General features: G+C 68.4%; 22 protein-coding genes and 1 other RNA gene. 9 read left to right on the forward strand and 14 right to left on the reverse strand.

Features of this window, described 5'->3' with window-relative positions; all coding sequences use genetic code 11:
- The first annotated feature begins 32 nt into the window (after positions 1 to 32).
- The gene (gene serB / locus EV666_RS15180; protein WP_132010006.1) at positions 33 to 986 is read left to right on the forward strand and encodes a phosphoserine phosphatase SerB; all 954 of its coding nucleotides are present in this window, start codon (positions 33 to 35) and stop codon (positions 984 to 986) included.
- A 178-nt stretch (positions 987 to 1,164) separates the two neighbouring features.
- Here serB and EV666_RS15185 read toward each other — a convergent pair whose 3' ends face one another.
- From EV666_RS15185 to EV666_RS15220, 8 genes are all read right to left on the reverse strand, one after another.
- The gene (locus EV666_RS15185; RefSeq protein WP_132010009.1) at positions 1,165 to 2,634 is read right to left on the reverse strand and encodes a Do family serine endopeptidase; all 1,470 of its coding nucleotides are present in this window, start codon (positions 2,632 to 2,634) and stop codon (positions 1,165 to 1,167) included.
- A gap of 276 nt (positions 2,635 to 2,910) precedes the next feature.
- Positions 2,911 to 3,096 (reverse strand): DUF2065 family protein, encoded by a 186-nt coding sequence (locus tag EV666_RS15190; protein ID WP_132010012.1) that lies wholly within the window; start codon positions 3,094 to 3,096, stop codon positions 2,911 to 2,913.
- 102 nt (positions 3,097 to 3,198) lie between these two features.
- A complete protein-coding gene (hflC, locus tag EV666_RS15195) occupies positions 3,199 to 4,107 on the reverse strand; it encodes a protease modulator HflC (protein ID WP_132010015.1) in 909 nt (302 codons plus the stop codon).
- Entirely contained in the window at positions 4,104 to 5,261 is a 1,158-nt protein-coding gene (gene hflK / locus EV666_RS15200) for an FtsH protease activity modulator HflK (protein WP_132010018.1), read from the reverse strand. Before hflK ends, hflC begins: the two co-directional genes overlap by 4 nt.
- A 405-nt stretch (positions 5,262 to 5,666) precedes the next feature.
- Positions 5,667 to 6,197 (reverse strand): dihydrofolate reductase, encoded by a 531-nt coding sequence (locus tag EV666_RS15205; RefSeq protein ID WP_132010021.1) that lies wholly within the window; start codon positions 6,195 to 6,197, stop codon positions 5,667 to 5,669.
- 215 nt (positions 6,198 to 6,412) lie between these two features.
- Positions 6,413 to 7,495 carry a copper chaperone PCu(A)C domain-containing protein gene (locus EV666_RS15210; protein WP_132010024.1) on the reverse strand — a complete coding sequence of 361 codons (1,083 nt, stop codon included), beginning with the start codon at positions 7,493 to 7,495 and terminating at the stop codon, positions 6,413 to 6,415.
- 46 nt (positions 7,496 to 7,541) lie between these two features.
- Positions 7,542 to 7,976, reverse strand: a complete 435-nt coding sequence (locus EV666_RS15215) for a DUF2946 family protein (protein WP_132010027.1) — start codon at positions 7,974 to 7,976, stop codon at positions 7,542 to 7,544.
- Between the two features lie 11 nt (positions 7,977 to 7,987).
- Positions 7,988 to 8,830 (reverse strand): thymidylate synthase, encoded by an 843-nt coding sequence (locus EV666_RS15220; RefSeq protein ID WP_132010030.1) that lies wholly within the window; start codon positions 8,828 to 8,830, stop codon positions 7,988 to 7,990.
- 255 nt (positions 8,831 to 9,085) lie between these two features.
- Here EV666_RS15220 and ssrA point away from each other — a divergent pair.
- The 5 genes from ssrA (at position 9,086) to EV666_RS15245 (ending at position 11,887) form a co-directional block, all read left to right on the forward strand.
- Positions 9,086 to 9,439: a transfer-messenger RNA gene (gene ssrA, locus EV666_RS15225) on the forward strand.
- Positions 9,440 to 9,462: 23 nt separating this feature from the next.
- Entirely contained in the window at positions 9,463 to 10,197 is a 735-nt protein-coding gene (locus EV666_RS15230) for an SspB family protein (RefSeq protein ID WP_132010033.1), read from the forward strand.
- A 349-nt stretch (positions 10,198 to 10,546) separates the two neighbouring features.
- Positions 10,547 to 11,167 carry a glutathione S-transferase family protein gene (locus EV666_RS15235; RefSeq protein ID WP_132010036.1) on the forward strand — a complete coding sequence of 207 codons (621 nt, stop codon included), beginning with the start codon at positions 10,547 to 10,549 and terminating at the stop codon, positions 11,165 to 11,167.
- A gap of 271 nt (positions 11,168 to 11,438) precedes the next feature.
- On the forward strand, positions 11,439 to 11,648 hold the full coding sequence (locus EV666_RS15240; protein WP_132010039.1) for a DUF4169 family protein: 210 nt from the start codon (positions 11,439 to 11,441) through the stop codon (positions 11,646 to 11,648).
- On the forward strand, positions 11,645 to 11,887 hold the full coding sequence (locus tag EV666_RS15245; protein ID WP_132010042.1) for a ribbon-helix-helix domain-containing protein: 243 nt from the start codon (positions 11,645 to 11,647) through the stop codon (positions 11,885 to 11,887). Before EV666_RS15240 ends, EV666_RS15245 begins: the two co-directional genes overlap by 4 nt.
- Before the next feature lie 75 nt (positions 11,888 to 11,962).
- Here the strand turns inward: EV666_RS15245 and EV666_RS15250 are convergent, their stop codons facing one another.
- The 4 genes from EV666_RS15250 to EV666_RS15265 all read right to left on the reverse strand — a co-directional run bounded on the left by EV666_RS15250 (position 11,963) and on the right by EV666_RS15265 (position 19,276).
- Positions 11,963 to 15,742 carry an AsmA-like C-terminal region-containing protein gene (locus EV666_RS15250; RefSeq protein WP_132010045.1) on the reverse strand — a complete coding sequence of 1,260 codons (3,780 nt, stop codon included), beginning with the start codon at positions 15,740 to 15,742 and terminating at the stop codon, positions 11,963 to 11,965.
- Positions 15,743 to 15,791: 49 nt separating this feature from the next.
- A complete protein-coding gene (locus EV666_RS15255; protein ID WP_132010048.1) occupies positions 15,792 to 17,231 on the reverse strand; it encodes an FAD-binding oxidoreductase in 1,440 nt (479 codons plus the stop codon).
- Between the two features lie 185 nt (positions 17,232 to 17,416).
- A complete protein-coding gene (locus tag EV666_RS15260; RefSeq protein ID WP_165910037.1) occupies positions 17,417 to 18,409 on the reverse strand; it encodes an NADPH:quinone oxidoreductase family protein in 993 nt (330 codons plus the stop codon).
- Positions 18,410 to 18,859: 450 nt separating this feature from the next.
- A complete protein-coding gene (locus EV666_RS15265; RefSeq protein ID WP_132010054.1) occupies positions 18,860 to 19,276 on the reverse strand; it encodes a hypothetical protein in 417 nt (138 codons plus the stop codon).
- 375 nt (positions 19,277 to 19,651) lie between these two features.
- On the opposite strand from EV666_RS15265, the gene EV666_RS15270 reads away from it, so the two are divergent.
- Together EV666_RS15270 and EV666_RS15275 are read left to right on the forward strand one after the other, a co-directional pair.
- Positions 19,652 to 22,120: an ATP-dependent helicase gene (locus tag EV666_RS15270; protein ID WP_376885281.1), complete on the forward strand. Its 2,469-nt coding sequence runs from the start codon at positions 19,652 to 19,654 to the stop codon at positions 22,118 to 22,120.
- A gap of 315 nt (positions 22,121 to 22,435) precedes the next feature.
- Complete coding sequence (locus EV666_RS15275) at positions 22,436 to 22,864, forward strand: hypothetical protein (protein WP_132010057.1); 429 nt, start codon at positions 22,436 to 22,438, stop codon at positions 22,862 to 22,864.
- A 135-nt stretch (positions 22,865 to 22,999) separates the two neighbouring features.
- Here EV666_RS15275 and EV666_RS15280 read toward each other — a convergent pair whose 3' ends face one another.
- Complete coding sequence (locus EV666_RS15280) at positions 23,000 to 24,829, reverse strand: aminopeptidase P family protein (RefSeq protein WP_132010060.1); 1,830 nt, start codon at positions 24,827 to 24,829, stop codon at positions 23,000 to 23,002.
- A 324-nt stretch (positions 24,830 to 25,153) separates the two neighbouring features.
- On the opposite strand from EV666_RS15280, the gene EV666_RS15285 reads away from it, so the two are divergent.
- Positions 25,154 to 25,372: a hypothetical protein gene (locus EV666_RS15285; protein ID WP_132010063.1), complete on the forward strand. Its 219-nt coding sequence runs from the start codon at positions 25,154 to 25,156 to the stop codon at positions 25,370 to 25,372.
- A gap of 266 nt (positions 25,373 to 25,638) precedes the next feature.
- On the opposite strand, the gene EV666_RS15290 is transcribed toward EV666_RS15285, so the two are convergent.
- Complete coding sequence (locus EV666_RS15290) at positions 25,639 to 26,583, reverse strand: 50S ribosomal protein L11 methyltransferase (protein WP_132010138.1); 945 nt, start codon at positions 26,581 to 26,583, stop codon at positions 25,639 to 25,641.
- Between the last annotated feature and the right edge of the window lie 197 nt (positions 26,584 to 26,780).

Raw genomic sequence — 26,780 nt, forward strand, 5'->3', positions numbered from 1 at the left:
TTCCGGTTCTTCCACGATAGCAGCCACGCGCCATGTCCCTTGCAACTCACCAGACCGAAGCTTCTGTCGCGACCCTGGTCGCAAGTCCAGCCCTCGCCGGCTCCGGGCTGCTCGCGGCGCACGGCCCCGGCAGTCTCGTTCCCCGGCTCAAGATGCTGGCGGCGTCGCTGGCCAGCGGGCCGGTGCTGACCAGTGAACTGGCGGAAAACCGGGCAGTCGACCTGGTGTTCCCGTCGCCGGCGCCAGTCGATCTGATCGAGGCGCAACTGCGCGCCCTCATCGATGAAGCCGGCGCGCCGGTGGACATCATCGTCCAGCCGGCCGCCCATCGCCGCAAGCAGTTGTTTCTCGCCGACATGGATTCGACCATGATCGGTCAGGAATGCATCGACGAGTTGGCGGATTTCGTCGGCCTGAAGCCACAGGTGTCGGAGATCACCGAACGGGCCATGCGCGGCGAACTGGCGTTCGAGCCGGCGCTGCGCGAGCGCGTCGCCCTGCTGGAGGGGCTTGATCTCGCGGTGGTCGACGCCATCGTCGCCGACCGGCTGATCCTGACCCCGGGCGGCCGTGAACTGGTCATGACCATGCGCGCCAACGGCGCCTATACCTGCCTGGTCTCCGGTGGCTTCACGGTGTTTACCGGCCCGATCAGCCAGAAAATCGGCTTTCACGAGCACCATTCCAATACGCTCGCGCACGCCGACGGCAAGCTGACGGGCTTGGTGATTGACCCGGTTCTCGGCCGCGAGGCCAAGAAGGCGACATTGCTGCGCCTGCGCGCGGAACTGAAGCTGCCGCCCGAAGCGGTGATGGCGGTGGGCGACGGCGCCAATGATCTCGACATGCTGCAGGAGGCCGGGCTCGGCGTGGCCTATTACGCCAAGCCCGCCGTGGCCGCCGCCGCCAGCGCCCGCATCAACCACACGGACCTCGCCACCCTGCTGTTCGCGCAGGGCTATCGCGAGGATGAGTTCGTGCGCTGAATGCGGGGGCAATGACGGCCGACGTACGCCGGGTTTTCAGACGCCCCTGACCGAAAATGGAAAAAGCCGGACCCGCGCGGGTCCGGCTTCTTTGTGCGCAATGCCGCCGCTGGCCAGGCTGGAGAAGGGACCCGGCCGCCCAGGCCCCTTCAGCGACCCGCGGGCGCGTCGCCGCCGCTTACTCGATCGGCAGCGCCACGAAGCGGACGTCGCCGCGCGGATTGGCGACCAGCAGCAGGGCGGACTTCTTGCCGTCCTTCTTCAGGGCGTCGATGTGCTTCGTCACGTCGGCCGGCGAGGCCACCTGCTCCTGGTTCACCTCGACAATGGTGTCGCCAGGCTGCAAGCGCTTCTCCGCGGCGCGTGAATCGGGATCGACGCGGACGATCAGCGCGCCCTTGACGTCATCCTTGATGTTGAAGCGGCTGCGGCCTTCCGAAGTCAGCGGCGCGAGATCAAGACCAAGGGTCTTGCGCACGGTCGGCTTCGACATGCCGGGCACGTTCTCACCGCGCGCCATCATTTCCTTTTCGCCATCCTCAAGGCGGCCAAGCTTGATCTTCAGCGTGATCTCCTTGCCCTTGCGGACGACAACGACGTCGGTCTCCTTGCCAACGGGCGAGAACGAAACGATGCGCGGCAGTTCGCGGCTGTCCTTCACGTCCTGACCATCGAAGCGGATGATCACGTCGCCCACCTGCATGCCGGCCGGCTTGGCGGGCCCCTTGTCGTCAATGCCGGCGACCAGGGCGCCGCGCGCCTTGCCAAGGCCCAGCGCCTCGGCCGTGGCGTCATCAACATTCTGGATACGCACGCCGAGCCAGCCGCGACGGGTTTCACCGTATTTCTGCAATTGCTCGATCACCGGAGCGGCGAGCGACGAGGGCACCGAGAAGCCAATGCCGACCGAGCCGCCGCTGGGCGACAGGATGGCGGTGTTGATGCCGACCACCTCGCCAGCCATGTTGAACAGCGGACCGCCGGAATTGCCCTTGTTGATGGCCGCGTCGGTCTGGATGTAGCTGTCGTACGGACCCTGATCGATATTGCGGTTGATGGCGGAGACGATGCCGGCTGAAACCGAGCCGCCAAGGCCGAACGGGTTGCCGATGGCCAGCACCCACTCGCCGATGCGCAACTTGCTGGAATCGCCGAATTTCACGGCGGTGAGCTTCGTGGCGCCGGGCTTGACGCGCAGCACGGCGAGATCGAGCTTGGAATCCTTGCCGACGATCTCGGCTTTCATCTTGGTGCCGTCGTTGAGGATTACCTCCACGTCATTGGCGTCGCCAATAACGTGATTGTTGGTGACCACCACGCCGGCGGCGTCGATGATGAAGCCGGAGCCGAGCGAGCTGGACTTGCGCTGGCGGCGCGGTCCTTCGTCGGGGCCGCCGGGGCCGCCGCGACGGTTGAAGAACTCCTCGAACAGGTCCTCAAACGGCGTGCCGCGCGGAATCTGCGGCAGCATGCGGTCCTTGCCCTGCTCTACCGTGGTCGTCGCCGAGATATTCACCACGGCGTTGGTGACCTGGTCGGCAAGGTCCTCGAACCCGGCGGGACCGCGAGCCTCAGCCGGGGCGGCGCCAAACGCCAGCCCGAGCGCCAACGCGGCGGCCGCCATGATGTTCAATCCAGCAAACTTCATAAATCCTCCTTGCCCGCGCGCGCGCTGCAACAGGCCGGTTGGGGAGGCGCAGAGCCATTGTCCTGCGCCAGAGCCGGATCCAGCTCCCCGGGGTGCGCCTGAGCGCCTCCAGTTGAACTGGCGGATCCGTCTCCATCCAGTTTGTCACGCCAGTTTGTCATGGAGCGGTTTTCCCAACCTGCGCCGCCGCCCGGCGGCGCCATGGGGTCAGGATCGCCCTGGCGTGACCACACATCAGAATCAGATACGAGAATCAGACACGTCCGGCAGCACAATCTACCCCAGACAAAGCCAAATGATGGCGACGCCAACAACCGCAGCTACAACGCCGGTCAGGCGCAGACGTTCCCCGGGCGCGGCGAGAATTTCGGCGGCCATGCGGCGGGAGAATTCCGGCGCGCAGGCCAGCAGCAGACCTTCGATGGCCAGCAACAGGCCAAGGGCGACAACAAGATCAGTCACGGCGCGGCCTCTCCGGCGCATCTGCAACGTGGCGGGCGCGCACAAGGGAGATGCCCTCCCCCTTGTGTTTTCCCTTGCTCAGGCAACGCCAGACGGCGGCGCTCAGGGACGCGCCGGGGCGCCCGCCTGCGGCTGCGCCGGCGCCGCCGCGGCCGGATTGTTGAAGTACCGGAAGAACTCCGAATCCGGCGACAGCACCATGCGCGTGTCCACGCCCTTCAACGCGCCTTCATACGCCTGCATGGAGCGGAAGAAGGCGAAGAACGACGGGTCCTTGCTGTAGGCGGCCGCCAAAATGCGGTTGCGATCGGCGTCGCCCTGGCCGCGCAGCTCCTCGCTCTTGCGGTTGGCCTCGGCCAGCAGCACGGTGACCTCACGTTCGGCATTGGCGCGGATGCCCTGGGCGATCTGCGACCCCTGGGCGCGGATATCCGCCGCCTCGCGCTCACGCTCGGTCTTCATGCGCTGGAACACCGCCTCGCTGTTCTGGTCGGGCAGGTCCACCCGGCGCAGGCGCACGTCCACCACCTCGATGCCGAGGCTGGCGGCCTGGCGGTTCACATCCGTGCGGATGCGCTTCATCAGGCGGTCACGCTCATCCTTGACGATGGCGGTGAAGGTCGCCTCGGCCAGCACCGAACGGGTCGTCGAATTAACCATCGGCGTCAGGCGCTGGTTCGCCCCCGGAATGGTGCCGACGGTCTGATAGAACAGCAGCGGATTGACGACGCGATAGCGGGTGAACGTATCCACCACCAGACGCTTCTGGTCGGCGGCGATGACCTCCTGCACCGGCAGGTCAAGGTCCAGCACCCGCCGGTCGACATAGACGACGTTCTCGATGAACGGAATCTTGAAATAGAGGCCCGGCTGCTTGAGCACCGCGCGAACGCGGCCAAGTTGCAGCACCAGGGCTTCCTGGGTCTGGCCGACGGTGAACGCGCCCGCATAAAGCGCGATAGCGGCGATGACGACGATAATGACGCCGATTGTTTTGAGCGTGTTGTTCATCGCGCGGCCTCCCCATCAGCGGCCGCGCCGGAACGCCGTTGCAACTGGTCGAGCGGCAGATATGGCACGACCCCCTGGCCGCCCTTCTGGTCGATGATGACCTTGTCGGAGTCCTTCAGCACGTTCTCCATGGTTTCCAGATACATGCGCTCGCGAATGATCGCCGGCGCCTTGCGATATTGCTCATAGACCGAATTGAAGCGGGCGGCCTGGCCTTCCGCGTCATTCACCGAACGCTCGCGGTAACCCTCGGCCTGCTGCACGACGCCGATGGCCTTGCCGCGCGCTTCGGGCACGATGCGGCTGGCGTAGGTCTCGGCCTCGTTGCGCATGCGGTCCTGATCCTGGCGGGCGGCCTGCACGTCGCGGAAGGCGTCGATGACCTGCTGCGGCGGGTCGACGCGAATGAGGTTGACCTGAACGACGATCACGCCGGCGCCGTAGCTGTTCAGCGTGTTCTGCATCAACTGCCGGACATCCTCCTGAATGGCGGCGCGATCCGAGGTCAGGATGGCCTGGATATTGCGCCGGCCCACGACCTCGCGCATGGCGCTTTCAGCGACCACGCGGATCGTGCCGTCGGGGTTCTGGAGGTTGAAGACGTAATCCTGCGCCTGGGCCTTGTTCACGACCCACTGCACCTCGAAGCTGATATCGACGATATTCTCATCGCCCGTCAGCATCAGCCCCTCTTCCGTCACCGGCCGCTGCTGCATGCGGGTGCGCGAAATGTCCGTGGTCCGCATGCCGATCTCGATGGTCCGGCGGCCCGTCACGTCCGGGCGCAGCACCTGGCCGATCGGCCACGGGAAGTTGTAGCGCAGACCCTCGCCGGTCTGCCCGACGTATTTACCGAACACCAGGTTGATGCCGACCTGGGTGGGGCCAACCTGGTAAAAGCCGGTGAGCAGCCACAGGGCGATGGCGCCCAGGGCCGCCAGCAGAATGGTGCGAACGCCCGGGCCGCCATTCTGGCCGCCGGGGAAAATGCCTTTCAGCCGGTCCTGGCCGCGCCGCAGCAGGTCCTCAAGGTCGGGAGGACCGCCCGGGTTCCGTTGCGGGCCCTGTCCCCAGGGACCCTGGTTGCGCGGTCCCCAGGGACCACCGCCATTGCCGCCGCTACCGCCGCCGCCACTCTGATTGCTCCAAGGCATCGATCTGTCATTCCCCTTTCAAAGCGCGCCGGTTCCGCATGCTCCCTGTCCCGCCAGACGGCGGCCAGGGCGACAGAGCGGTTTCATATGTCTGGAGCAGGTTCGCATCGGCCGGATACCCTGGTGCGGAGATCCTGCCGGAACATGCTTCTGGCGCCGGGCGCAGACCCCTTTGCCGCCATGCTTTTTCACGTCTGCTTTTGTTGGTTGCCCACGCGCGCCTGTCAACCACGGCAGATAGTCATTGAACCCTTGCGGCACAATGCGCGGCGCGGTTTTTTGGCGCCGGAGACGTATCCGCTGGCGCGGGATCGCAGAAACGTCCCCTTTCGGGAACATGAATCCGGCCATCCCGACACCCTGGGGCCGCCGGCGTGGGACGGCGCGGCAGTGGCTCCCGCGCCGTCAGCCGCGGCGGACCAGATCGATGAAAACGAACGGGCGTTCATCCTCCGGCCCCGCCGGATGCGCCTGGCGCCACGTCTCGACGAAGGCGTCGCGCCAGGCGCCGGCCGCCCCGCCCGGGAAAAAGGCGTCCGCCTCCGGCCTGTCCTGCACCAGCGTAAGATGAACCCTGGCGGCGATGGGCAGGGTTTCCGCATAAATCTGCGCCCCGCCGACCACCATGGCGCTGTCGACCCCACGCCGCGCCGCGCAGGCGCCGGCCCTGGCGAGCGCATCGGCAAGATCATGGGCGACCTGCACGCCCTGGGGCGCAAACGCCCCGTTGCGGCTCAGCACGATTGTATCGCGTCCCGGAAGGGGGCGGCCGATCGAATCCCAGGTCTTGCGCCCCATGATCAGGGGATGACCGGTGGTGAGGGCACGGAACCGGCGCATGTCGGTGCGCAGCTTCCAGAGCAGCGCATTATTGCGGCCGATTGCGCCGTTTTCGCCCATGGCCACCACCAGGGCCAGTTGCAACGGTGCGCTCATGGACACGGCTCCCCTTCAATGACCTGCGCGCAATCCGGCCTGCCGGACAGCAGGTCCGCCAGGCGCGACGGCATGCAGAAGGGTCTTAACCTTCAGGAGCTTTCCTGTCCGTTACATTTACGGAAATGCGCGCGGCAGGTCGCCGCCGCCCTGCGGCAGCGGCGAAAGCTGGCTGGCCCGCCGGGCTGGCGTAACCCGGCAGGTTCAGGGGCGCGTCAGTGCCCGTGATCGCCGTGGTGCTGCCCGCCATGGCCGTCAGGGCTGGCCGCGCCGGCCGGAGCCTTGCCGGGACCGGGCGAACCGGCGGGCTCCACCGGCAGCGTCACCGCCACATCGCCGGCGTCGCGGAAGGTCAGCACGCCCTTGATGGCGTCGCCCGGCAGGAGCGGCTTCTTCAGCCCCATCAGCATCAGGTGCAGGCCGCCGGGGCGCAACTCGACAGAACCGCCGGCGGGAACCTCCAGCCCCTGCTCCAGATGGCGCATGCGCATGACGCCGTCCGTCATGGTCATGTCGTGCACCTCGGCCCGGTCGGCCACGTCGAACCTGCCGCCCAGCAGCACATCGTCCTTCGAACCGCCGTTGGCGATGGTGACATAGGCGCCAGCCACCTTGGCGCCCTTGGGCGTGGCGCGGGCCCAGCCGCCGGAAACGACAACCTGACGGGTGTTCGCGATGTGCGCGTGCGCCGCGCCGGCGCCGGCGATGACGCCCGGCCCGGAGCCCTGGCCCGCCGCCAAAACCAGCGCCGGCGCCGGCGCCTTCAGATCATGCGCATCCTGGCCCACGGCCGGGATCTGTGACCAGTCGAACGACCCCTTCTCGCATTCCTGGTAGACCGGAAAATACAGCTTGCCGCCCTGAAGCGCCACGTCCGGCTGGATGCGGGCCATGAACTCGAAATCGTCGAACATGTGATCCGGCAGGGCCGCGCCCTTCCAGGTGATGGTCTTGACCCCCTCCATCACCTTCTTGCCGTGGATGTCGACGGGTTTGAGGTAGGGCGCCCAGGTGGTCTCGATCAGCCAGCCATACTTGGCCTTCGGCCGCACCGCGACGACGCCGTCGGGAATGGTGACGCGCACCAGCCGGGTCGGCGTGCCCTCGCAGCCGTGGCTGATGCGGACGGCGCCGCGCCAGGTGGCTCCGGGGCTCGCCTCGGGGGGCGTCAGCACCGCATGGGCCGAGGCGGCGCCGGCGAAGCCAGCCGCCAGGAGGCCGCCGGCCAGCAGCCGCGCCAAAGAGGAAGAAACCGTCCGGCGCGCCGGCGCGGACATGGCAATCGCAAGGTTCATCATAAGAATTGACCTGTCATCCGGGGAAGAACTGGCGCGGGCAACAGCCTCACGCCGCCTGTGCGATGTCCGGATGGGCAGGCGGCGCCCGTGGGCGGGCGGAGGGATGCGCGGTGGCCGCCCCGCCGCCGCGCCCGTTGGCGATGGCGGGCGCGGTGAGGCGCACGAAGGGCGGCGCGCCAGGCAGCGCCAGCGGCGGCGCCGGCGCGGCGGCCGGGCCGCCAATGGCGGCGAGGCAACAGCACGACGCGGCGGCGGAGCCGGCGGGATGGCCGTCGTCACCGGACCTTGCGCCGCCGGAGCCGCCACTGTCGGGGGAACACAGTATCTGGAAACCGGCCGGGGCGCCGTGGGCGACGGCGCCGCCCATCAGCAGCGGCTGCAAGGCCAGCGCATAGGCCAGAAGCAGCGCGACGAGGGCCCGCAGCCGGCGATGGCCGGCAACTTCGGCGGCGTTTTCCAGAACTGGCCTGCGGGACCTCATGGCGATGAGCCTCACACCGCGACGGGGGCGCGGATCAGCGGATGCGGGTCGTAACCCTCCAGCCGCACGTCATCATGGCGGAAGGCGAATATGTCGCGCACCTGCGGGTTGAGCCACAACCCGGGCAGCGGCCGCGGCGCGCGCGCCAGCTGCTCCTTCGCCTGCTCCACGTGGTTCAGATAAAGATGAACGTCGCCAAAACTGTGAACGAAGTCGCCAGGCTGCAGATCGCAGACCTGGGCGATCAGGTGCGTCAGCAGGGCGTAACTGGCGATATTGAACGGCACGCCCAGGAACACGTCGGCCGAGCGCTGGTAAAGCTGGCAGGACAGACGGCCATTGGCGACGTAGAACTGGAACAGGGTGTGGCACGGCGGCAGGGCGACACGGTCCTGCTGCTTCGGGTCCCAGCCGGTGACGATGAGCCGGCGACTATCAGGGTTGCGGCGGATTTCGTTAATCAGCCACGTGATCTGGTCGACGCCGTCCTGGGCGAAAGAACCATCCGGCAGTTCGGTCGCGCCGAAATTGCGCCAGGCGTGGCCATAAACCGGACCAAGATCGCCAGGCTGGCGGCCGAACCGGGCGCACTGTTCGGGTGTCGCCCATTCGTCCCAGATGCTGACGCCATTTTTCTGCAGGTAACCCACATGGGTGTCGCCGGAGAGAAACCAGATCAACTCATGCACGATGGAGCGAAAATGCACCCGCTTGGTGGTGAGCAGGGGGAAGCCATCGGCCAGATTGAAGCGCATCTGGTGGCCAAACACCGACAGCACGCCAGTGCCGGTGCGATCGCCCTTGCGCACGCCTTCGGTGAAAATCCGGTTGAGCAGGTCAAGATAGGTTTGCATCGCGCTGTCCGTCGGGCCGGAACGGACTCACCGGGCCACAACGGCCTTCCTCCGGGCGGCGCAGCATAGGCGCCGCCCCGCCTGGCGGCAAGTCGGCCCCAGGCCGGCGCCCCAGATCCTCGCCCCAAAGCCATTACGCCTTCATCGCGCAACGGTTTCGGGCCACGCGGGGCATGGCGGAAAGGCCACACAGGGGTGGGTTTCTCACCGCTGCCCACAGCATCCCCCACCCTGGAGGCGCCTGTATTGCGCTTGCCCCTTTTCGCCCGGGGCGCCACGCCCTATATTCATCTCGCCGTCGCAAGACGGATATGGCGATAAATGGTCATCGGAATAAGCCTTTCGGACCCGGGGGCGGTACCCGGCGCCTCCACCAAAACCCGGCTCTGGTCGGGCTTTGGCGGGGGCGAAACAGGATCGACGAGGGTGTAAAGGGTGTGCTTTTGCCCGGCATGGTTCCGCCGTTATCGGGCCGTTGCAATAGTTGCCAACGACAACTTTGCTGAGGTCCGCGCGGCCGCGTAAGCGGTCGAGCATCCTCGACTCAAGCCCTTGCGGTTAGCCCCGTAAGGCGGGGCCCGGAGGCGCCTGGCAACAGAAGCCTCCACCTGATTTGCGGCGCGCGGGGCTCCATGTCGAAAGATCACATCCGCTACGATCTTCTTGTTCAGAACGCGCTGAAGGGCGTCGTTCGCAAGGTGCTGACCGACGCCAGCCGGGACGGCCTGCCGCCAGAACACCACTTCTACGTGTCGTTTCGCACCAATGTCTCCGGCGTGAAGATTTCCAGCCGCCTGCGGGAGAAATACCCGGAGGAAATGACCATCGTCCTGCAGCACCAGTTCTGGGACCTGACGGTCAACGACAATCTGTTTGAAGTGGGGCTGTCGTTCTCCGGCATCCCGGAGCGGTTGACCGTGCCGTTCGACGCCATCAGCGGCTTCTACGATCCCTCAGTGGAATTTGGCCTCAAGTTCGAAGTGAAGGACGACGAGGTCGCCGACGGGGCGGAGAAAAACGACGCGGGCAAGGGCGGCGTGGCGGCTGGCGAGCCAGCCCCGGCGCCGCGCCAGTTCACGCCGCGATCGGTGCGTGAGCGCGCCGCGGCGGAAGCTCAGGACGACGCGGCCCCGACGGGGACCGCCAAGGCGGGCGGTGACGCCGAAGGCAGGAACGGAAACAAGGCCGACGACGCAGGCAACGGGGCCTCCGCGAAAGAAGCGCCCGCAAAGGACGTATCGACCGGAGACGCGGTGGACGCCGACCAGGCCGCCGCGACGGAGGACAAGGAACTGGAGCCTGCGGGCGCGCCAGCCTCCGGCGGCGCCCAGGTTGTCAGCCTCGACGCCTTTCGCAAGAAGCACTGACCCGGGCGGCGCGGTTAACGTCTGCGCCAGAAAACCTTCCCACTGACGCATCCGTCTCTCATGCCCGCGCCTGTCGCGGGCATTTGCGTCTGCGGCGCGCGCCGCCGGACGGGCAGATCTCCCGGGGATGACGGGGTGAACCCCGGCTATGACCGCAGCGAGGTGTGAATTTACCCTATCGCCCTGACACGACAGGGTTTCTGAACAGGGAGCCACGTTGGCTACCCTGGCGAACGCCGCAGCGGGCGCTGTCCGGGACAAACTCCTCTTTGCCAGGGCCGGCTTTTATCGCAAAACAGCGTCCACTCCCGCGCTGGCGTTCGCTGGCGCTCCGTCTAAGGTGAGCGACATGAAGCTGTTTTATGCCCCCGGCGCCTGCTCCATCGGCATTCACGCCCTGCTTGAAGAAACTGGCAAGCCTTACGAGGCCATTCGCCTGAACCTCTCCGAAGGCGACCAGCGCAAACCGGAATATGCGGCCGTCAATCCCAAGGGCAAGGTGCCGGCGCTGGTGCGCGACGACGGCCGACTGCTGACCGAATTCGCCGCCATCGCCTGGTGGATCGGCCTCGCCAATCCGGAACTGAAGCTGATCCCGCAGGGCATCGACGCGCAGGCCCAGGCGCTGTCGACGCTCAGCTACATCACCGGCACGGTGCATCCGCAGGGCTTCACCCGCATGTTCCGCCCCAACTATTTCACGCCGCATGAGGCGGAGTATGACGCCATTCGCGCCCTTGGCGCCGAAAACGCCAACAAGGGCCTCGCCATTCTTTCCCAGGAGCTGGGCGAGAAGTCCTACGTGGCCGGCGATCTCTCCGTCGCCGATTACGCCCTGTTTTATGTGACCTGGTGGAAGGCCTTCCGCCTGAAGGAAGAATTGCCGGCCAATCTCGCCGCCCACTACGCCCGCATGCTGGCGCGCCCGGCGGTGCAGCGGGCGCTGGCGGCGGAAGGCTTCGGCGGCTGACGTCCAGGGAGGCGGCCGGGAACCACGCGCCGGCGCCTGTTATCGCCAGGGCAAAATTCGTCTGGGCAAAATTCGCCTGGGAGGAGGCATTGCGCCATCCTTTCATTTGACGCAATTGCCCTGGCAAAATGCACCCTGCCGGCGCCGGCGGCGAAACGTTCTCCGGCGACGGTAATCTTCCTGCTCCGTCAGGAAGCGCGTCGATCAGAGAAATGGGCAAAACTCCACTTCGACATGGGCGGGTTTTGCTCTCCATGACAGGAGGCGGGCGATGGGCGACGTCATCAATCTTCGGCAGGCGCGCAAGCAGCGGGCGCGCCAGGACAGGGACGCGGAAGCGGCGCGCAACCGGACGGCGTTCGGCCGCAGCAAGGCGGACAGGCAGCGCGACGAGAGCGTGACCAACCTGGCCGAACGGCGGCTGGACGGCCACCGGCTGACGCCCTTCACGCCCGACGACGACGGGAAAACGCCCGCTTGAACGCCCACCCCGCCGGCGTAATCAAACGCTCCATCGTCATCGCCGGGCACAGCACCAGCATCTCGCTCGAAGAGGCGTTCTGGCGGGCGCTGCGCGATATCGCCGCCGCGCGCGGCTGCCCCGTGGCGCGGCTCGTCGTTGAGATCGACCGGAGCCGCGCCGGTGAGAACCTGTCGTCGGCCATCCGGGTTTTCGTACTGAATGAAGCGCTGAAGCGCGGGCAGGCGCCGTCGCCATAATTCCATTACCGGAAGCGCTGGAACAGCGCGGCCTGCAACGCGATTTGCAAGACCCGGCGCCCTGCCCTCAGGATTTCACTGGAAACGCGGCGTCGGCGTTGGCGTGAACGGCAGCGCGGCGGGGGGCGCCGGCTGGCTGGCCCCGCGCCCAGACCCGAGATTGGGGCGCGGCGGCGGCAGCGGCGCCGAGGGCAAAGGCGCGACTGGCGAACCCGCGTCCGGGATGCTCCGTCCGCCGTGCCCGGCGCCATCCTCGGTCCGGGCGCGCTCTTCCTGCTGACGCGCCCGTTCCCGCTGACGCGCCTCTTCTGCCTGACGCGCCTCTTCCGCCTGACGGAGCTCCTCCTGGCGAGCCTGGCGCCGCTTGCGCTCGGCCTCCTCCAGCCGGCGGGCTTCCGCCTTCCAGGCTTCGACCTGGCGCAATTCATCATCGAGGCGGATGGCGGCGAGGCCGGTTTGCAACTCCGCCGCATCAATCGTGCGCGCTGGCTCCTCCAGGCGCCCGCGCCAGTTCAGGACAAGCGCCGGCGGCGCGCCCTTCCAGCGGGGCGGCGCAGTCAACGCGGCCAGCCGCGCAACGGCGTCGAGGCGCAAGGCGCGCAGATCAACGGTCACCCCGGCGTTGAGGCTGCCGGGGCCATCAAAAAGCTGGGGCGGGTCAATCCGGATGACGCCGCCCGCCACCACCACCGGAGCCTTCGCCTCCGCGACCGTGAACGGAGCGGCGGCCAGCTGGCGCTGCGCCGTCTGCAACAGTCGCGCCGCGTCGAGCCCGGCGGGATCACCCGCCATGCTGGCGACCACCGCGCCCGGCGCCGCTGGCGACGCCTGGAGCAGCCGGCTGTCGTGCAGGCGGATTTCGCCATTGCCGGCGAGACTGGCGACCAGCCCGGCCAGGCTCTCGCCGGAGGCGCCCAGACGCAGATCAATGTCGGCGACGCCCTGGAGCTGGCCAACGCCCCAACCGGCCAGCGGCGCGCCGGTGAGACGCAGATCCGCCGCCATGGCGGCGGCCCCGCCCTGGCGGCGCAACAGCAGGGTTCCGGCCAGCCTGCCAGCGGCGGAGGCTGACAGGGGCGTCGAGAGCGCCGCCGGCTGCAAGGCCATGCGCACCCCGTCGGCCACGGATGCGACGCCGAGACTGGCGTCGGCGACGGCGAAACCGGCGCCAAGATCGAGGCGCCGCGCCTTCAGCGACAATTCGAAAGGACGCGGCGCGCCGGTAACCGGATCAGCGAGCGCCAGCGGCGCCGGAGCGAAGCGGCGCGACGACCAGGCGCCCGTCGCCTGGGACGCGTCAGGCGTCGCCTCGCCCAGCGCCAGGGCGCCGGCGAGCGCCGGCAGGGACAGGGCCTCCAGATTGACCTGCGCTGCAAGGCCATTGTCGCCGCCGCCGGCGCCCCCGTCGCTCAGGGGGCTGATGAGGCCGGAAAGCGGCGCGTCGCCGCTGCGCCCCTGGAAGGCAAGGCTCCAGGCAGGCCCGTTGTCCTGGGTTTCCCCCGCCGCCCGCCAGTTCAGGCGGCCGTCCAGTTTCAGAGGGGCCGCGGCGGGGCGCGGCCATCCCATCGCCCGGGCGAGGCTGGCGGCGTCATCCGTTGTCAGGGCAAGGCGCGCGCCGCCCGCCGCCGGCGTCGCGGTCAGTCGCGCGCCGGCGGCCTGCGCGTCGATGGCGACGGCAACGCCCGCCGCCGCCGGACGGAGATTGACGACCGCCCGCCATGGCCCCTGCCCCGCTGGCGGATCCGACAGGGCAAAACCCGCCGGAACCAGCAAACGCAGCGGCGTCGCCGCATCACCGCCGGACAGGGTGACCTGGCCGCCAGCAAAGCTGACGGCGCGCGCGCGCCCGGGCGGCGCCAGCGCAAGGCGGCCAACGGCGACGCCGGCCGAGGTGACATCGGCGGTAAACCGCAAAATCGCGCCGCCGCCCGGCTGCGGTTCGGCGCCGAAGCTGATGCGCACCGGGCGGGCCAGGGCGGGATTGCGCAACGCCTGCTGCAACCAGGCGGGGCCGCCGAGGCCCAGCCGCCCGGCCAGGGTCGCCAGCGCCTCCATGGCCGGCGCGCGAATCTCGCCGGCCAGCGGCTTGCCGCCCCCGCCCAGGTTGCCAGCGGCGCTCATATCGACGCCGCCGAGGTTTTTGATGTCAAGCAACGCGACGTCCACGTCCGCGCCGGCGCGGGTGGCGCTGAGGCGCACGGCGCCGACCGGACCGGTGGCGCCCAGGCGCAGGCGCTCGCCCGTGAACGCCAGGGAGCCTTCCAGCTGGCCGGCCGCGCCGCCGGGCGCCCATGCCGCCAGCAGGGTCGATGGCGCCGGCAGATCCGCCAGATCGAGGCCGCGCGCGGCGAATTGCGCATCGAAACGCGGCGATGCGCGCAAGTCCCCCGCCCGGCTGGCGAACAGGCCGGAAAGTTCGCCATCGTCCGTGGTCAATTGCAACCCGTGCACCGACAGGCTCTCGCGCGATACGCCGGCCTGCCCCGCGAGGACGAGGCGCTTCTGCCTGGCGATCCAGCCGGTCAGATCAGCCGGCGCGCCCAGGCGGCGCAGCCAGGCCGCCAGCAGGGCCGGCTGCGGGGCTTGCAGGCGCGGCGACAGGGTGATGAAGGGGCGCGGCGTCGCGCGGGCGTCGCCGGTCAGCTCAAGCGCGGCGCCCGGCAGGGCGACGCGGGCGGCGTCAAGCGTCAACACGCCGCCGGCAAAACGCGCCTGCAATTGCGCCGGCCCGGTTTCCTCTTCGCCCCAGGCCAGGGCGTCGATGGCGAGGCGCGCCGACAGCGCCGGCGCGGGCGCAAGCCGGGCCAGCTCGTGAACCATGGCCATGACGGCGGCGAAAGCGTCGTCGCCGTCCCCGACGCCCCAGCCGGCAAGATCAAGCCGGCGCCCCTTCAGGTCGAGCGTCAGGGGGCCGCCCAGCGCGCCGACGCCGCTTCCCTCAAAGCGCAACGGCGCCGCCGGGTCGCCCACATCAATGCGAATTTGCCGCGCTTCCAGCTTATCCCCGTTGAGATTCATATCCGCCGTCAGGCTGGCGCGGGGCGCATCCTCCGGTTTGGCGGACGCCGCGTCGCGCCGTGACAGCGGGCGGGTCAATGACAGGCGGCCGGCAATGCCCCAGTCCCGGCCCGACGCGGCGTCGGGCCACAATGCCTGACCATCGAATTCGGCGCGGCCGTCTGCGGCGTCGCCAAGCGAAGCGCGCAGGCGCAAGGCGCCGTCCGGCTCCAGCTCGCCAGTCGCCAGGCTGAAGGGGACGGCGTCGACGACGCCGTTGATGCGCCAGGGACCGGTCAGCGCCGCCGCCCGCACCTCGGCGTCAATTCCCCCGCGCTCGAACAGCGGCGCGCCCTGGCGATCGGTGACGATGAGCGCGCCGTCGCGGATGCGCAGGGCGTCGAGGGCCGGGGCGATCGCCGGGCCGCGCCGGCGCGCGCCTGCCGCAGGCGGCCAGGCAAGGCGCAGCACCGGCCGGTCAACAGCGGCGTCGGCGATCTGCCACTTGCCGCCCAACAGCGGCGCGAGGGCCAGTTCAACCCGCAGGCTGCCGGTGGTGAGCAACGGCGGCGTCTCGCGGTAAGAAGCGCCAGCCTTGCCCGCGTCAGCCGGGGGCGGCGCATCCCGGACTTCGGCGCCTTCCAGTTGCAGCATCGGCGACGGCAACAGACGCAGGCTGACGGCGCCGCGGGTCCGCACCTCAAACCCGAGCGCTTCCCCCAGCGCCGCGTCGATGCGGTCGCGCTGGCTGGTCCAGTCAATGAAGCGCGGCCCGGCGAGCGCGACAACCAGGATCGCGATCAACGCCACGGCCAGCACTGTCAGGAAGTCGCGCAACGCCGCTCCCATCGTGAACATGGAGCCGGCCGGGCCCGCTCCCACCAACGCGTCTTGCGCCGAGCCGGCGTCAGCGCATGTTTCCCGCCCGTTGCGGCAGGATCTTGCCGGGATTCATCAGATTTTCCGGGTCGATGGCCTGCTTGATGGCGCGCATCACGCCGAGCGCGTCCTCGCCGTGCTCGGCGGCCATGAATTTCATCTTGCCCTGGCCAATGCCGTGCTCACCGGTGCAGGTGCCGCCGTAAGCCAGGGCCCGCGCCGCCAGCCGCTCCAGAAAACCCTCGATGGCGACGCGCTGGGCGGCGTCGTTCACATCGAAAAACGGCTGGGTGTGGAAATTGCCGTCGCCCACGTGGCCGACCGTGGCGCCGGCAATGCCGATGCTTTCCAGATCGCGCGTGGTTTCCTCCACGCAATCGGCCAAGCGGGAAATCGGCACGCACACATCCGTGGCGAAGGTCAGCATGCCGGGATTGGCGGCGCGCCCGGCCCAATAGGCGTCGTGCCGGGCCTGCCACAGGCGGGTGCGATCCTCCGCCCGGGTCGCCCATTCAAACGGCCCGCCGCCGAGCCCCTCAGCGATCTCGCCAAAGCGGGCCGCCTGCTCCTGCACCGAAGCGTCCGTGCCGTGGAACTCCACCAGCAGCATCGGCGTCTCGGGCAGGCCAATCTTCGAATAGGCGTTGACCGAGCGCACCGAGGCGGCGTCGAGCAGTTCGATGCGCGCCACCGGAATGCCGGACTGGATGGTCTGGATGGTGGCGTCGCAGGCGGCGTGAACGCTGGGGAACGGGCAGCAGCCGGCGGAGATTGCCTCGGGAATGCCATGCAGCCGCAGGGTGATTTTGGTAATGACGCCGAGCGTGCCTTCCGAGCCGATGAACAAATGGGTGAGATCGTAGCCGGCGGCGCTCTTTTTCGCGCGCGAGCCGGTGTGGATGACGCGGCCGTCCGGCAGCACCACCTCCAGGGCCAGCACGTTCTCGCGCATGGTTCCGTACCGCACGGCGTTGGTGCCGGAGCAGCGCGTCGCCGCCATGCCGCCGATGGAAGCGTCGGCGCCGGGATCGATCGGGAAGAACAGACCGGCGTCGCGCAGATATTCGTTGAGTTCCTTGCGGGTGACGCCAGGCTCCACCACCACGTCGAGGTCTTCCGCATGCACGGCGATCACCGCCTTCATGCGGCTGGTGTCAATGCAGACGCCGCCGAAGGGGGCGTTGACGTGCCCCTCCAGCGAGGTGCCGGTTCCATAGGGGATCATTGGCGTATGATGGGCGGCGCACAGGCGCACAATCTCCACCACCTCCTCCGTCGTCTCCGGAAAAACCACGGCGTCCGGCGGCTGGTTGCCCTGCCAGGTGAGGGTGTTGGCGTGCTGCTCGCGGATCGTCTCATTGACGGTGAAGCGCGCGCCAAAGCGCGCCTGCAAGGCGGCGAGGCAGGCGGCGCGGCCGGGAGAAGCGTCCGCATCCTCGACAGGTGCTGGCTGGATCGTCGCGGCCATGTTTGCTTTCCCTCGCCTGACGGATGGGCCCGACCGGCCGGCGCGCCGGGGAGGCCTGAATGGGTGCAGTCTAAGCCGTTTTCCCGCAAAGTCGCTACCGCCCTGCGCGGGAAAAGGCGCAGGATCAGGCGGGCTGGCCGGAAGGCGAATTTACCCGCCGCGCCGCAACCCGCCGTTGGCGCGCCTCAGGGCGCCTTGCCGATCACGACCACCGGCTTGCCGATATTCTCGCGGTTCAGCATACGCGTCAGCAGGGCCGGCGTTTCTTCGAGCGCGAAGGTGGCGGCGGGCTGCGGATTGATGCGGCCCTCGTTCACCAGATCGATCATGCGCTGGAAAATGACAGCGGCGGCGCCGGCCGCGGCCCGCACATGGCCGCCCCAATCAACGCCGACGATGCTGGCGCGCTTCAGCAAAGGCAGGTTCAGCGGAATCTTCGGGATTTCACCGCCAGCGAAACCGACCACCAGATGGCGGCCGCCAGGGGCAAGGCAACGGAACGCCGTCTCGGACCACTGGCCGCCAACCGGGTCGTAAATCACTGTGAGCTTGCGACCGTCGAGCACGCCCTCCAGGGTCTTGCGCCAGTCCGGCGCGCTATAATTCACGACAAGATCGGCGCCCGCCTTCACGCAGGCGGCAAGGCGCCCGTCGGATGAGGCGGCGGCGACCACCGTCGCGCCCATGCCCTTGGCCACGTCGATCGCCGCCATGCCGACGCCGCCGGAGGCGCCGAGCACCAGAACGGTCTCGCCGGGCTGAAGATGGCCGCAGGTTTCAAAACCATAAATGGCGGTGGAATAGTTCACCAGGGCGGCGGCTGCGGCGACGGAGCTGAATTTTTCCGGCAGCGGCGTGCATTGCGCGGCGAACACCACCGCCTTCTCACACAGGGCGCCGCGTTCGGCCAGGGCCATCACCCGCTTGCCGACGAGATCCTGGGGGACTTCGGAACCAACCGCGATCACCGTGCCGGCGAGTTCGCTGCCGGGAATGAACGGCAGCGGCCGCTTGACCTGGTAGGCGCCGCGCACGTTGAGGCCATCGACATAGCCCAGGCCCACCGCCTCGACCGCGATGATGGCGTCGCGCGGGCCAGGCGCCGGATCGGGCAGATCGTTCACCACCAGGTTTTTGGGATCGCCGTATTCAAGACACTGCACAGCCTTCATCGTCATCCTCACGCGTTCGCTCCCGCCCGGAGTTGGCGCCCAAAGCGGATCACGCCGCGAGCGGAAACACCAGGCCCATTTGTCTGAGGCTTTGAACCGAAGCGGCCGGTCGCGCAAGGGGCGGCAGTGGGCAAGGGGCAGCAGGCGGGCAAGCGGCGCGGAAGGGGGCGTCAGACGCACATGCTGCCCCGCCTCTTCCTGATCGGGCGACCCGGCCATTGCTCACGCCCCATGCGCCACATCCCATGCACCACCCGCACTGTCATGCCCCGGCCTGATCCGGACATCCACACAGGCAGCGTTGACGCAGCGGAAAGAGCCCGGACAGGGCGGCAAGACGCGGATGCCCGGATCGGGTCCGGGCATGAGGCAATGAGGCGGGGCAAAGACGGGATTGCAACGGAAGCGCAGCAGCGCCGCGCCAGGCTCACCCCATGCCCTGCCTGACCAGAACGCTCAGCAAAGGCCCGTGGCGCAGGGACGCAGCATGCCCGGCTGGTTCTGGTTTTGCAGTTGCTGGATCTGCTGTTGCTGCTGCATCTGGCGCAGCTGGTTCTGCTGCTGGTACTGCTGGTTTTCCAGACGCTGCTGCATGGAGCGGTTCGACCGCAACACCGATTGTCCCGAACGGACGCCGGTCACCGGATCATAACCCTGGGCGTGCAGCGGACCGCCAGAGGCAGCCCACAAGGCTGCGGCGGCGGCCAGCGCGGCGGCGGCCGCGCCCAGCGCCACCCGGCGACGCATGCGCGCCGCTTCCTGGGCGGTGATCGCCCTGGCGCGGGCCGTGGCCTTTCCACCCCGGCCGTTGCGGCGCGCGGCGTGATCGCGCGCGACAGCCCATGCATGCTGCATATCTGGATCGTGGCGCATGGCGGCTCCTTACACGGGTCGGCGCGCTGCCCGGAAAGTGAAGATAACCGGCGCGCCAGAAGGCTGCGGAAACCTTCCATTTACCAATATAGAAACCCATATGGCATTTGAAAGGCCTTTCTGCTGGAAACGAACGCTCGACTTTCGTTCCCCTTATGGTCCAATGTGGTGACGTTACGGCGCGTCATCGAATCGAAGCTTTTTGGGGCTTGAGCGGCTGGCGGGTTGCCCGATCCCGCGCAGGGGCGGACAGGGCGCGACCGGGCGGGCGTGGCCAGCTGGCGAACGTGACCAGCTGGCGGGGCCGGAAACGGCCAATCCACTGCCAGAAACGCCGGCGGCCCCTCCCCGGGAAAGTGAAAACTGAACAGGTCAATGCAAGGTTCTGACGATCATTCCGGCAATATGGCCGCGCCCGCTTATGCGCCGAAAGCCGGCGGCATCGCCGCCCGCGCCCGCCAGGGCGCCATGGCGGCGCACACGCCGCCGTCCTGGCTGGACGGGCTGAACCCGGAGCAGCGCCTCGCCGTCGAAACCACGGAGGGCCCGCTGCTGGTGCTGGCCGGGGCCGGCACGGGCAAGACCCGGGTGCTGACCACCCGCATCGCCCACATCCTCGCCAGCGGCCTCGCCATGCCGTCGCAGATCCTCGCCGTCACCTTCACCAACAAGGCGGCGCGCGAGATGAAGGAGCGCATTGGCCATCTGGTCGGCCCCGCCGCCGAGGGCATGCCATGGCTCGGCACCTTCCACGCCATCAGCACCAAACTGCTGCGCCGCCACGCCGAACTGGTCAGCCTGAAGCCGACCTTCACCATTCTGGACACTGACGACCAGATCCGGCTGATGAAGCAGGTGCTGCAGGCCGAGGGCGTGGACGAAAAACGCTGGCCGGCGCGCCAGCTGGCCAATCTGATCGACGGCTGGAAAAACCGGGCGCTGTCGCCGGCGCAGGTTCCGGCGGGCGAAGGCGCGGCCTTCGCCAACGGGCGCGGCGGCAAGCTCTACGCCATGTATCAGGAGCGGCTGAAAACCCTGAACGCCGCCGATTTCGGCGATCTGCTGCTGGAAAGCATCCGCCTGTTTCGCGAACAGCCGGACGTGCTGGCCATGTACCAGCAGCGTTTCCGCTACATGCTGGTGGATGAGTATCAGGACACCAACGTCGCCCAGTACCTGTGGCTGCGCCTGCTGGCCCAGGGGCGCGATCCGGCCCACCGCAACCTGTGCTGCGTCGGCGACGACGACCAGTCGATCTATGGCTGGCGCGGCGCCGAGGTCGACAACATCCTGCGTTTCGAGCACGATTTTCCAGGCGCCCAGGTGGTGCGGCTGGAGCGCAATTACCGCTCGACCGGGCACATCCTCACCGCCGCCTCCGAGTTGATCGCCCGCAACGAGGGCCGCCTTGGCAAGCGGTTGCGCACGGAGGATGAGGACGGCGAGAAGGTCGCCATCACCGGCGCCTGGGACTCCGAGGAAGAAGCCCGCCTCGTCGGCGAGGAAATCGAAGCCTTGCAGGCGAAAGGCCATTCGCTCGGCGACATGGCGATCCTCGTGCGCATCTCGGCGCAGATGCGCGAGATGGAGGACCGCCTGGTGCAGCTCGGCGTGCCCTACCGGGTAATCGGCGGCCCGCGCTTCTATGAGCGCATGGAAATCCGCGACGCCATGGCCTATCTGCGCTGCGTCGTCTCGCCCGCCGACGATCTGGCCTTCGAGCGCATCGTCAACACGCCGAAGCGCGGCCTTGGCGACGCCACCTTGCAGGTGCTGCACGCCCACGCCCGGGCGGCGCGGATTCCGTTGATGGAGGCGGCGCGCTATCTGGTGGAGACGGAAGAGCTCAAGCCCAAGCCGCGCAAGACCATCCGCGACCTGCTGGCCGACTTCGGCCGCTGGAGCGCCGCCGCGACGCGGATGCGCCAGGGCGAGCTGGCGGAGCTGGTGCTGGAGGAATCCGGCTACACGGAGATGTGGCGGCGCGACCGCTCGGCCGAGGCAAGCGGCCGCCTCGACAACCTCAAGGAGCTGGTGCGTTCGCTGGAGGAGTTCCCCGACCTGCAGAGCTTCCTGGAGCATGTCTCGCTGGTAATGGAAGCGGCCGACGGCGACACCGGCGAGCGCGTCTCGCTGATGACCCTGCACGCCGCCAAGGGGCTGGAGTTCGACACGGTGTTCCTGCCTGGCTGGGAGGAAGGACTGTTCCCCAACCAGCGCGCCCTCGACGAAAGCGGCCGCGCCGGGCTGGAGGAGGAGCGCCGCCTCGCCCACGTCGGCATCACCCGCGCCCGCAAGCGCGCCCGCATTTATTTCGCCAGCAACCGGCGCATTCACGGCCTGTGGAACGCCACCATTCCCTCGCGTTTCATCGATGAACTGCCGGAAAGCGCCGTGGAGGTGCTGGACGCGCCCGCCTCTTACTCCTACGGCGGCTACGGCCAGAACAACGGCTATGGCCAGAGCCGGTTCGACCGCGCCGCCGGCGGCTACGCCGGGGCGGCGGAAACCGCCCCCTCCAGCTACGCCACGCCCGGCTGGCAGCGGGCGCAGGCGCGTGGCTTCGGCCAGGGCGGCTTTGGCCGCGACGGTTATGGCGCCGGCGGTTCGCAATTCGCCGCCGGGCGCGGCGGCGCGCGCGGCAAGGGCAAGGGCGGACCGGTGATCGAAGGCGAACTGGTGGCGCGCTCCACCGGCGCCTCCTCCTTCAGCGTCGGCGACCGGATTTTTCACCAGAAATTCGGCCCCGGCTCGGTGGCGCTGGTCGACGGCAACAAGCTGACGGTGGATTTCGACAAGGCCGGCCGCAAGACGGTGCTCGACAGTTTCGTCGAGGCGACCTGACGGCCCTGAAGGCCATATGGCCACGCACAGGATTTCAAACGCCGGGCCAGCGGGCCTGGGGATCCACATCGTGATCGTGATCGCCGCCGCATCTGGCCAAGACGCCTGGAAGAACAGGCGCCCTGTTCACCATTGCGCGAAACTTGACGGGCATAGCCGCGCATACGGGATTGCGCCCGACAGGCCAACCACGGCAGGATGCGATAAACCCTGTGTTTACCGTTTTCTGAAGCCCGTGCGGGCCGACGCCGGCCGGGCCTCATAATCGCCACAACAGAGCGCCACCGCTCAACGCTGTTACCAAGGAGATCCCAGATGGCGAACATCCCCCAGGCTTCCGACTCAGGCGACGCCAGCACCCTTCCGGCACTCGGCCTGCGTTGGGCCGCGTTGCGCGGCATGCTGGGCTCGCCGTTGATCGACGCCGAGGACCAGCGCGAACTGCGCCGTGAACTGCTGCAGGAGCTGAAGAGCGTCGAGCAGTCCATGTCGCGCGTGTCGGCGCGCAGCGGTCTCGAACTGTCGACCAAGATCGACGTGCTGGCCCAGGCGCTGCGTGAGCTGACCTTCCCCGATGGCCGCAACGCCCTGGACCTGCTGGAAAGCATCCGCGGCGACGTCACCAGCCTGGTGCCGCGCAACGCCGAGAAGAGCACCCACCTGAGCCGCGGCCCGGTGCTGCAGCGTCCCGCCGAGGGGGGCCCCGCCTCCGGCCCGGCGCCGTCGACCGGTTCGGGCGCCTGAAAGCAACCGGCGCGGGTTCAGACGCGATTTTAATGGAAGCCGCCGCGAACGCCCTGTTCGCGGCGGCTGTTTTTTTGGGGGGGCGCCCACCCGGAACGCCAGGCCGGGGCATGCGCCGCCGGGCCTGAAAACACCTCAGGCCACGATGGCCTGCGTCGCCTCCGCCAGCCACGCGCGCTCCCCGTCGCTGACGAGGGCCGGGGTCAGCTCCTCGCGCACCCGGGCGTGATAGGCGTTGAGCCAGGCCTGTTCGGCGTCGCTAAGCAGCGAGGGCTCGACGAGGCGCAGATCGATGGGCGCGAGGGTGAGGGTTTCGAAGCCCAGCATGGGCCTTTCGGCGCCGGGAATGTCCCGCTCCTCCACCACCAGCAGGTTTTCAATACGGATGCCCCAGCAGCCCGCTTTATAGTAGCCAGGCTCGTTGGACAGGATCATGCCCGGCTCCAGCGCCACATTGCCAAGGCGCGAGAGGCGTTGCGGCCCCTCGTGCACGGACAGGAAGCTGCCGACGCCGTGCCCCGTGCCGTGGTCAAAGTCGAGGCCAGCCTCCCACAGCGGGCGCCGGGCGAAGCTGTCGATCTGCGCGCCCCACGTGCCCCTGGGGAACACCGCCGTCGCCACGGCGATGTGGCCCTTGAGCACGCGGGTGAAGCGGTCGCGCATCTCTGCGTCCGGCTCACCGACAGCGATGGTGCGGGTGATGTCGGTGGTGCCGTCGGCGTATTGCGCGCCTGAATCGATCAGGAACATCCCGTCGCTCACCGGGGCGTTGGTGGCTGTGGTGACCCGGTAGTGGACGATGGCGCCGTTGGGGCCGGCGCCAGAAATGGTCGGGAACGACACGTCTTCCAGCACATTGGTTTCCCGCCGGAAGGTTTCGAGAGCGCTGACCGCGTCGATCTCGGTGACGCCGCCGGCCGCCGCCGCCCCGTCAAACCAGCGCAGAAAGCGGGAGACAGCGGCGCCGTCGCGCAAATGGGCGGCGCGGGAGCCGGCGATCTCCACGGGATTCTTGCGCGCTTTCATCAGTGTCAGCGGGTCCTCGCCCACATCGGCCACGCCGCCAGCTTCAGTGATGATGGCGGACAGGGCGGCCGCGCCAGTGGCCTGGTCGATGCGGACGCGGGCGCCGTTCGCCGCCGCCTGTTGCAGGCGCTCTTCCAGCGCCGCCGGCGGGGCGACGTCCGCCACCGCTGCGAGCGCCGCGCCCGCCCCGGCCGTCAGCTTGCGGCCATCCAGAAACAGCGCCGGCCGGCCATCGCGCGGAACCAGGGCGTATCCCAGGGCCAGCGGCGTGTGCGGCACGTCGGCGCCGCGAATATTGAACAGCCAGGCCATGTTGTGCGGATCGCTGATCAGCAGCGCATCCAGCTTCTCGTCATTGAGGCCGTCGCGCAGCCGCGCCAGCCGGGTGGCGGCGCTTTCTCCCGCCAAACTTTCCGGTTGTACGCGGATGCGCCCGGCCGGCGGCTGCGGCCGGTCGCTCCACACGGCGTCGAGGGGGTTGTGGCCGACCGGCTCCAGCCGGCCGCCGGCCGCCTCGGCGGCCCTGGCGAAGCGGCTGACAGAGGCTGTGGTGTGCAGCCACGGATCGTAGCCCAGCCGCGCCCCGGCGGGCAGATGCGCCCGCAGCCAGGCCTCGGGCGTCGCCTCCGCCAGCGGAACCACGGTGAACGCGGTTTCATCGACCTGCCGCGGCGCCTGGAGCACATAGCGCCCGTCGACGAACAGGGCGGCGCGATCCTCCAGCACGAGAGCCAGGCCCGCCGACCCGGTGAAGCCGGTGAGCCAGGCCAGCCGTTCGGCGTTCGCGGGGACATATTCGCCCTGATGCTCATCGGCGCGCGGAATAATGAAGCCATTGAAGCCATGGCGGCGCAGTTCCGCGCGCAGGGCGGCGAGGCGGCCCGGCCCGGCGGCGCCGTTCGCCGCGTCGTCAAAACTCTGGAACACCGCCCTGAACATGAGGTTCTCCCGCATCCGCCCCCGCCGGCTCCGATATGGCCGCATTCACGCCGCCGGCGCAAGACGCACGGGCCCGTGAACATCGGGACGGATCAGGCAGGTTTGCGTACGCCAGCGTACCGTTTGCAGAAAGTAATGTATGTGACGATTATTTGAACTGCTCAAGAATTCATGACGCCTGTTCCCGCAACCAACTGTCATGCATTTGCGTGATGGGCGCCATGCGCTGCGACATCTACTGTTCGCGCGCCAACGGGCCTAGATAGGGGACACACAAGAACAAGAGGAACGCTGGGGCTGTCTTTCAGATTTGGAGATAGACCAATGGCAACTGCTACTTTCGGTAACCTTTCGGCCAACAACAACGCCCGCTCCGGCAAGCACGCCGGTTTTGGCGCGACGCTTCGCTCGCTCTTCTCTGGCTTCCGTTACGATGTATCGGGCAATGTGCTGCATACCGCTGCCCAGCTCGGCCCCGAACAGCTGAAGGAAGTCGGCGGCGTCCAAGACACCGAGACGGGCCTGGTTTACGCGACCCGCTAATACGGCGACGCCAGCGCGGCCTTCTGGTCGGCGTGCGCGTCAACCCGTTCACCCATGACCGCGAACGTTTTCCGCGCTCGCGGCGGCGCCCGCCGGAACGGTTATCTGTTCCCAGGGCGGTCTGACAAAGAAAAAAGCCGGCCTTAATGGCCGGCTTTTCTTGTTTGGGCGCGCGGGCTCCAGTCCCGGCAATATTTTTTGCCCGGTTTTTTGTCAGATGCGCCTGAGCGCGCCAGAAAAGACGCGCGGCGCCCCGGACCCAATCCTCACCGCCCCTGGCGGCATGACTTCGCGGAGCGTGGTTTCACCGGACGCGGCGCGGCGCCGCCGCGACGCAGCACCAGCGCGGCCCAGCCTTCGCGGTCGCGCCGCTCCGCCAGCGCGAAACCCTGGGCGCGGTACGCGGCGAGCACGCCAGGCACATCCCGCGCCAGCAGGCCGGACAGCACCAGGTTTCCGCCCGGCGCCACGGCGCGCGCCAGGGACACCGCCATCAACCGCAGCGGGCGCGCCAGGATATTGGCGAACACCAGCTCGAACGTCCGCCCGCGCGCGTGGGCGTTCTCGACGCCGGGCGCGATGTAATACGTCAGCAGGCTGGCGACGCCATTGGCTTTGGCGTTGGCGGCCGCCACCGCGATGGCGGTGGGATCAAGATCGCCGGCGATGACCGGGACGCGCAGCCATTTCGCCGCGGCGATGGCCAGAATGCCGGTGCCGGTGCCCACGTCGAGAATGGACTGGGGGCGGCGGCGGTTGGCGAGGCGCACCAGCGCATCGAGACAGCCGGAGGTGGTGCCGTGGTGGCCGGTGCCGAAGGCCAGGGCCGCCTCGATTTCCAGCGGCACGTCATTGGCCTTCACCACGGCGCGATCGTGGCTGCCGTAGACCAGGATGCGCCCGGAGCGCACCGGCTTCAGCCCGTCCAGCGAGGCTTTCACCCAATCCTGCTCGCGAATGTCGTCGAACACCGCGTCGTCGGCGGCGTCGCCCACCACGGGGCGGATGATGTCGCGGATCATCGCCTCATCCGGCGGATGGGCGAAATAGGCCTCCAGCAGCCAGCCCTGGTCCGTCTCGAAGGCGGACACGGCGGTTTCGACGGGATCGAAGATCTCGCCGAGAATTTCGGTGGTCATGCGGGCGCTGCCCTCGTCGGTGACGAGGCGCATGATGCGCGTGGCCTTGTGGGGTTGCAGTCCTTCGATCATGGCGACGCCGTTAGCACAGGCCAGCGTGCGCGGCGAGGCGAAAACGCTGCGCCAGAACAGCGCCCGCCCCGGCCTGCGGGCTGGCGGCGCCCCGGCGAACCAGATTTCCTCCGCCATGGCGCAATCCTCCAGCAAGAGCGAACGCTATTTTTGCCTGTCGCCGGATGGTCCTGCACAGGCCATTTGCCCGGGCCCTC

It is taken from the genome of Camelimonas lactis (assembly GCF_004342915.1).
In the GTDB taxonomy this organism is placed as follows: Bacteria; Pseudomonadota; Alphaproteobacteria; order Rhizobiales; family Beijerinckiaceae; genus Camelimonas; species Camelimonas lactis.

Excerpts from the sequence above, each read along its gene's own strand:
- EV666_RS15260 (WP_165910037.1), bottom strand. The coding sequence starts at position 18,409 with ATGACGATGAAGGCTGTGCAGTGTCTTGAATACGGCGATCCCAAAAAC.
- EV666_RS15230 (WP_132010033.1), top strand. The coding sequence starts at position 9,463 with ATGTCGAAAGATCACATCCGCTACGATCTTCTTGTTCAGAACGCGCTG.
- hflK (WP_132010018.1), bottom strand. The coding sequence starts at position 5,261 with ATGCCTTGGAGCAATCAGAGTGGCGGCGGCGGTAGCGGCGGCAATGGC.
- serB (WP_132010006.1), top strand. The coding sequence starts at position 33 with ATGTCCCTTGCAACTCACCAGACCGAAGCTTCTGTCGCGACCCTGGTC.
- EV666_RS15215 (WP_132010027.1), bottom strand. The coding sequence starts at position 7,976 with ATGAGGTCCCGCAGGCCAGTTCTGGAAAACGCCGCCGAAGTTGCCGGC.
- EV666_RS15220 (WP_132010030.1), bottom strand. The coding sequence starts at position 8,830 with ATGCAAACCTATCTTGACCTGCTCAACCGGATTTTCACCGAAGGCGTG.
- EV666_RS15270 (WP_376885281.1), top strand. The coding sequence starts at position 19,652 with ATGCAAGGTTCTGACGATCATTCCGGCAATATGGCCGCGCCCGCTTAT.
- EV666_RS15205 (WP_132010021.1), bottom strand. The coding sequence starts at position 6,197 with ATGAGCGCACCGTTGCAACTGGCCCTGGTGGTGGCCATGGGCGAAAAC.
- EV666_RS15210 (WP_132010024.1), bottom strand. The coding sequence starts at position 7,495 with ATGATGAACCTTGCGATTGCCATGTCCGCGCCGGCGCGCCGGACGGTT.
- EV666_RS15250 (WP_132010045.1), bottom strand. The coding sequence starts at position 15,742 with ATGTTCACGATGGGAGCGGCGTTGCGCGACTTCCTGACAGTGCTGGCC.
- EV666_RS15185 (WP_132010009.1), bottom strand. The coding sequence starts at position 2,634 with ATGAAGTTTGCTGGATTGAACATCATGGCGGCCGCCGCGTTGGCGCTC.
- EV666_RS15280 (WP_132010060.1), bottom strand. The coding sequence starts at position 24,829 with ATGTTCAGGGCGGTGTTCCAGAGTTTTGACGACGCGGCGAACGGCGCC.
- EV666_RS15290 (WP_132010138.1), bottom strand. The coding sequence starts at position 26,583 with ATGATCGAAGGACTGCAACCCCACAAGGCCACGCGCATCATGCGCCTC.
- EV666_RS15275 (WP_132010057.1), top strand. The coding sequence starts at position 22,436 with ATGGCGAACATCCCCCAGGCTTCCGACTCAGGCGACGCCAGCACCCTT.
- EV666_RS15240 (WP_132010039.1), top strand. The coding sequence starts at position 11,439 with ATGGGCGACGTCATCAATCTTCGGCAGGCGCGCAAGCAGCGGGCGCGC.
- EV666_RS15255 (WP_132010048.1), bottom strand. The coding sequence starts at position 17,231 with ATGGCCGCGACGATCCAGCCAGCACCTGTCGAGGATGCGGACGCTTCT.
- hflC (WP_132010015.1), bottom strand. The coding sequence starts at position 4,107 with ATGAACAACACGCTCAAAACAATCGGCGTCATTATCGTCGTCATCGCC.
- EV666_RS15265 (WP_132010054.1), bottom strand. The coding sequence starts at position 19,276 with ATGCGCCACGATCCAGATATGCAGCATGCATGGGCTGTCGCGCGCGAT.
- EV666_RS15235 (WP_132010036.1), top strand. The coding sequence starts at position 10,547 with ATGAAGCTGTTTTATGCCCCCGGCGCCTGCTCCATCGGCATTCACGCC.
- EV666_RS15285 (WP_132010063.1), top strand. The coding sequence starts at position 25,154 with ATGGCAACTGCTACTTTCGGTAACCTTTCGGCCAACAACAACGCCCGC.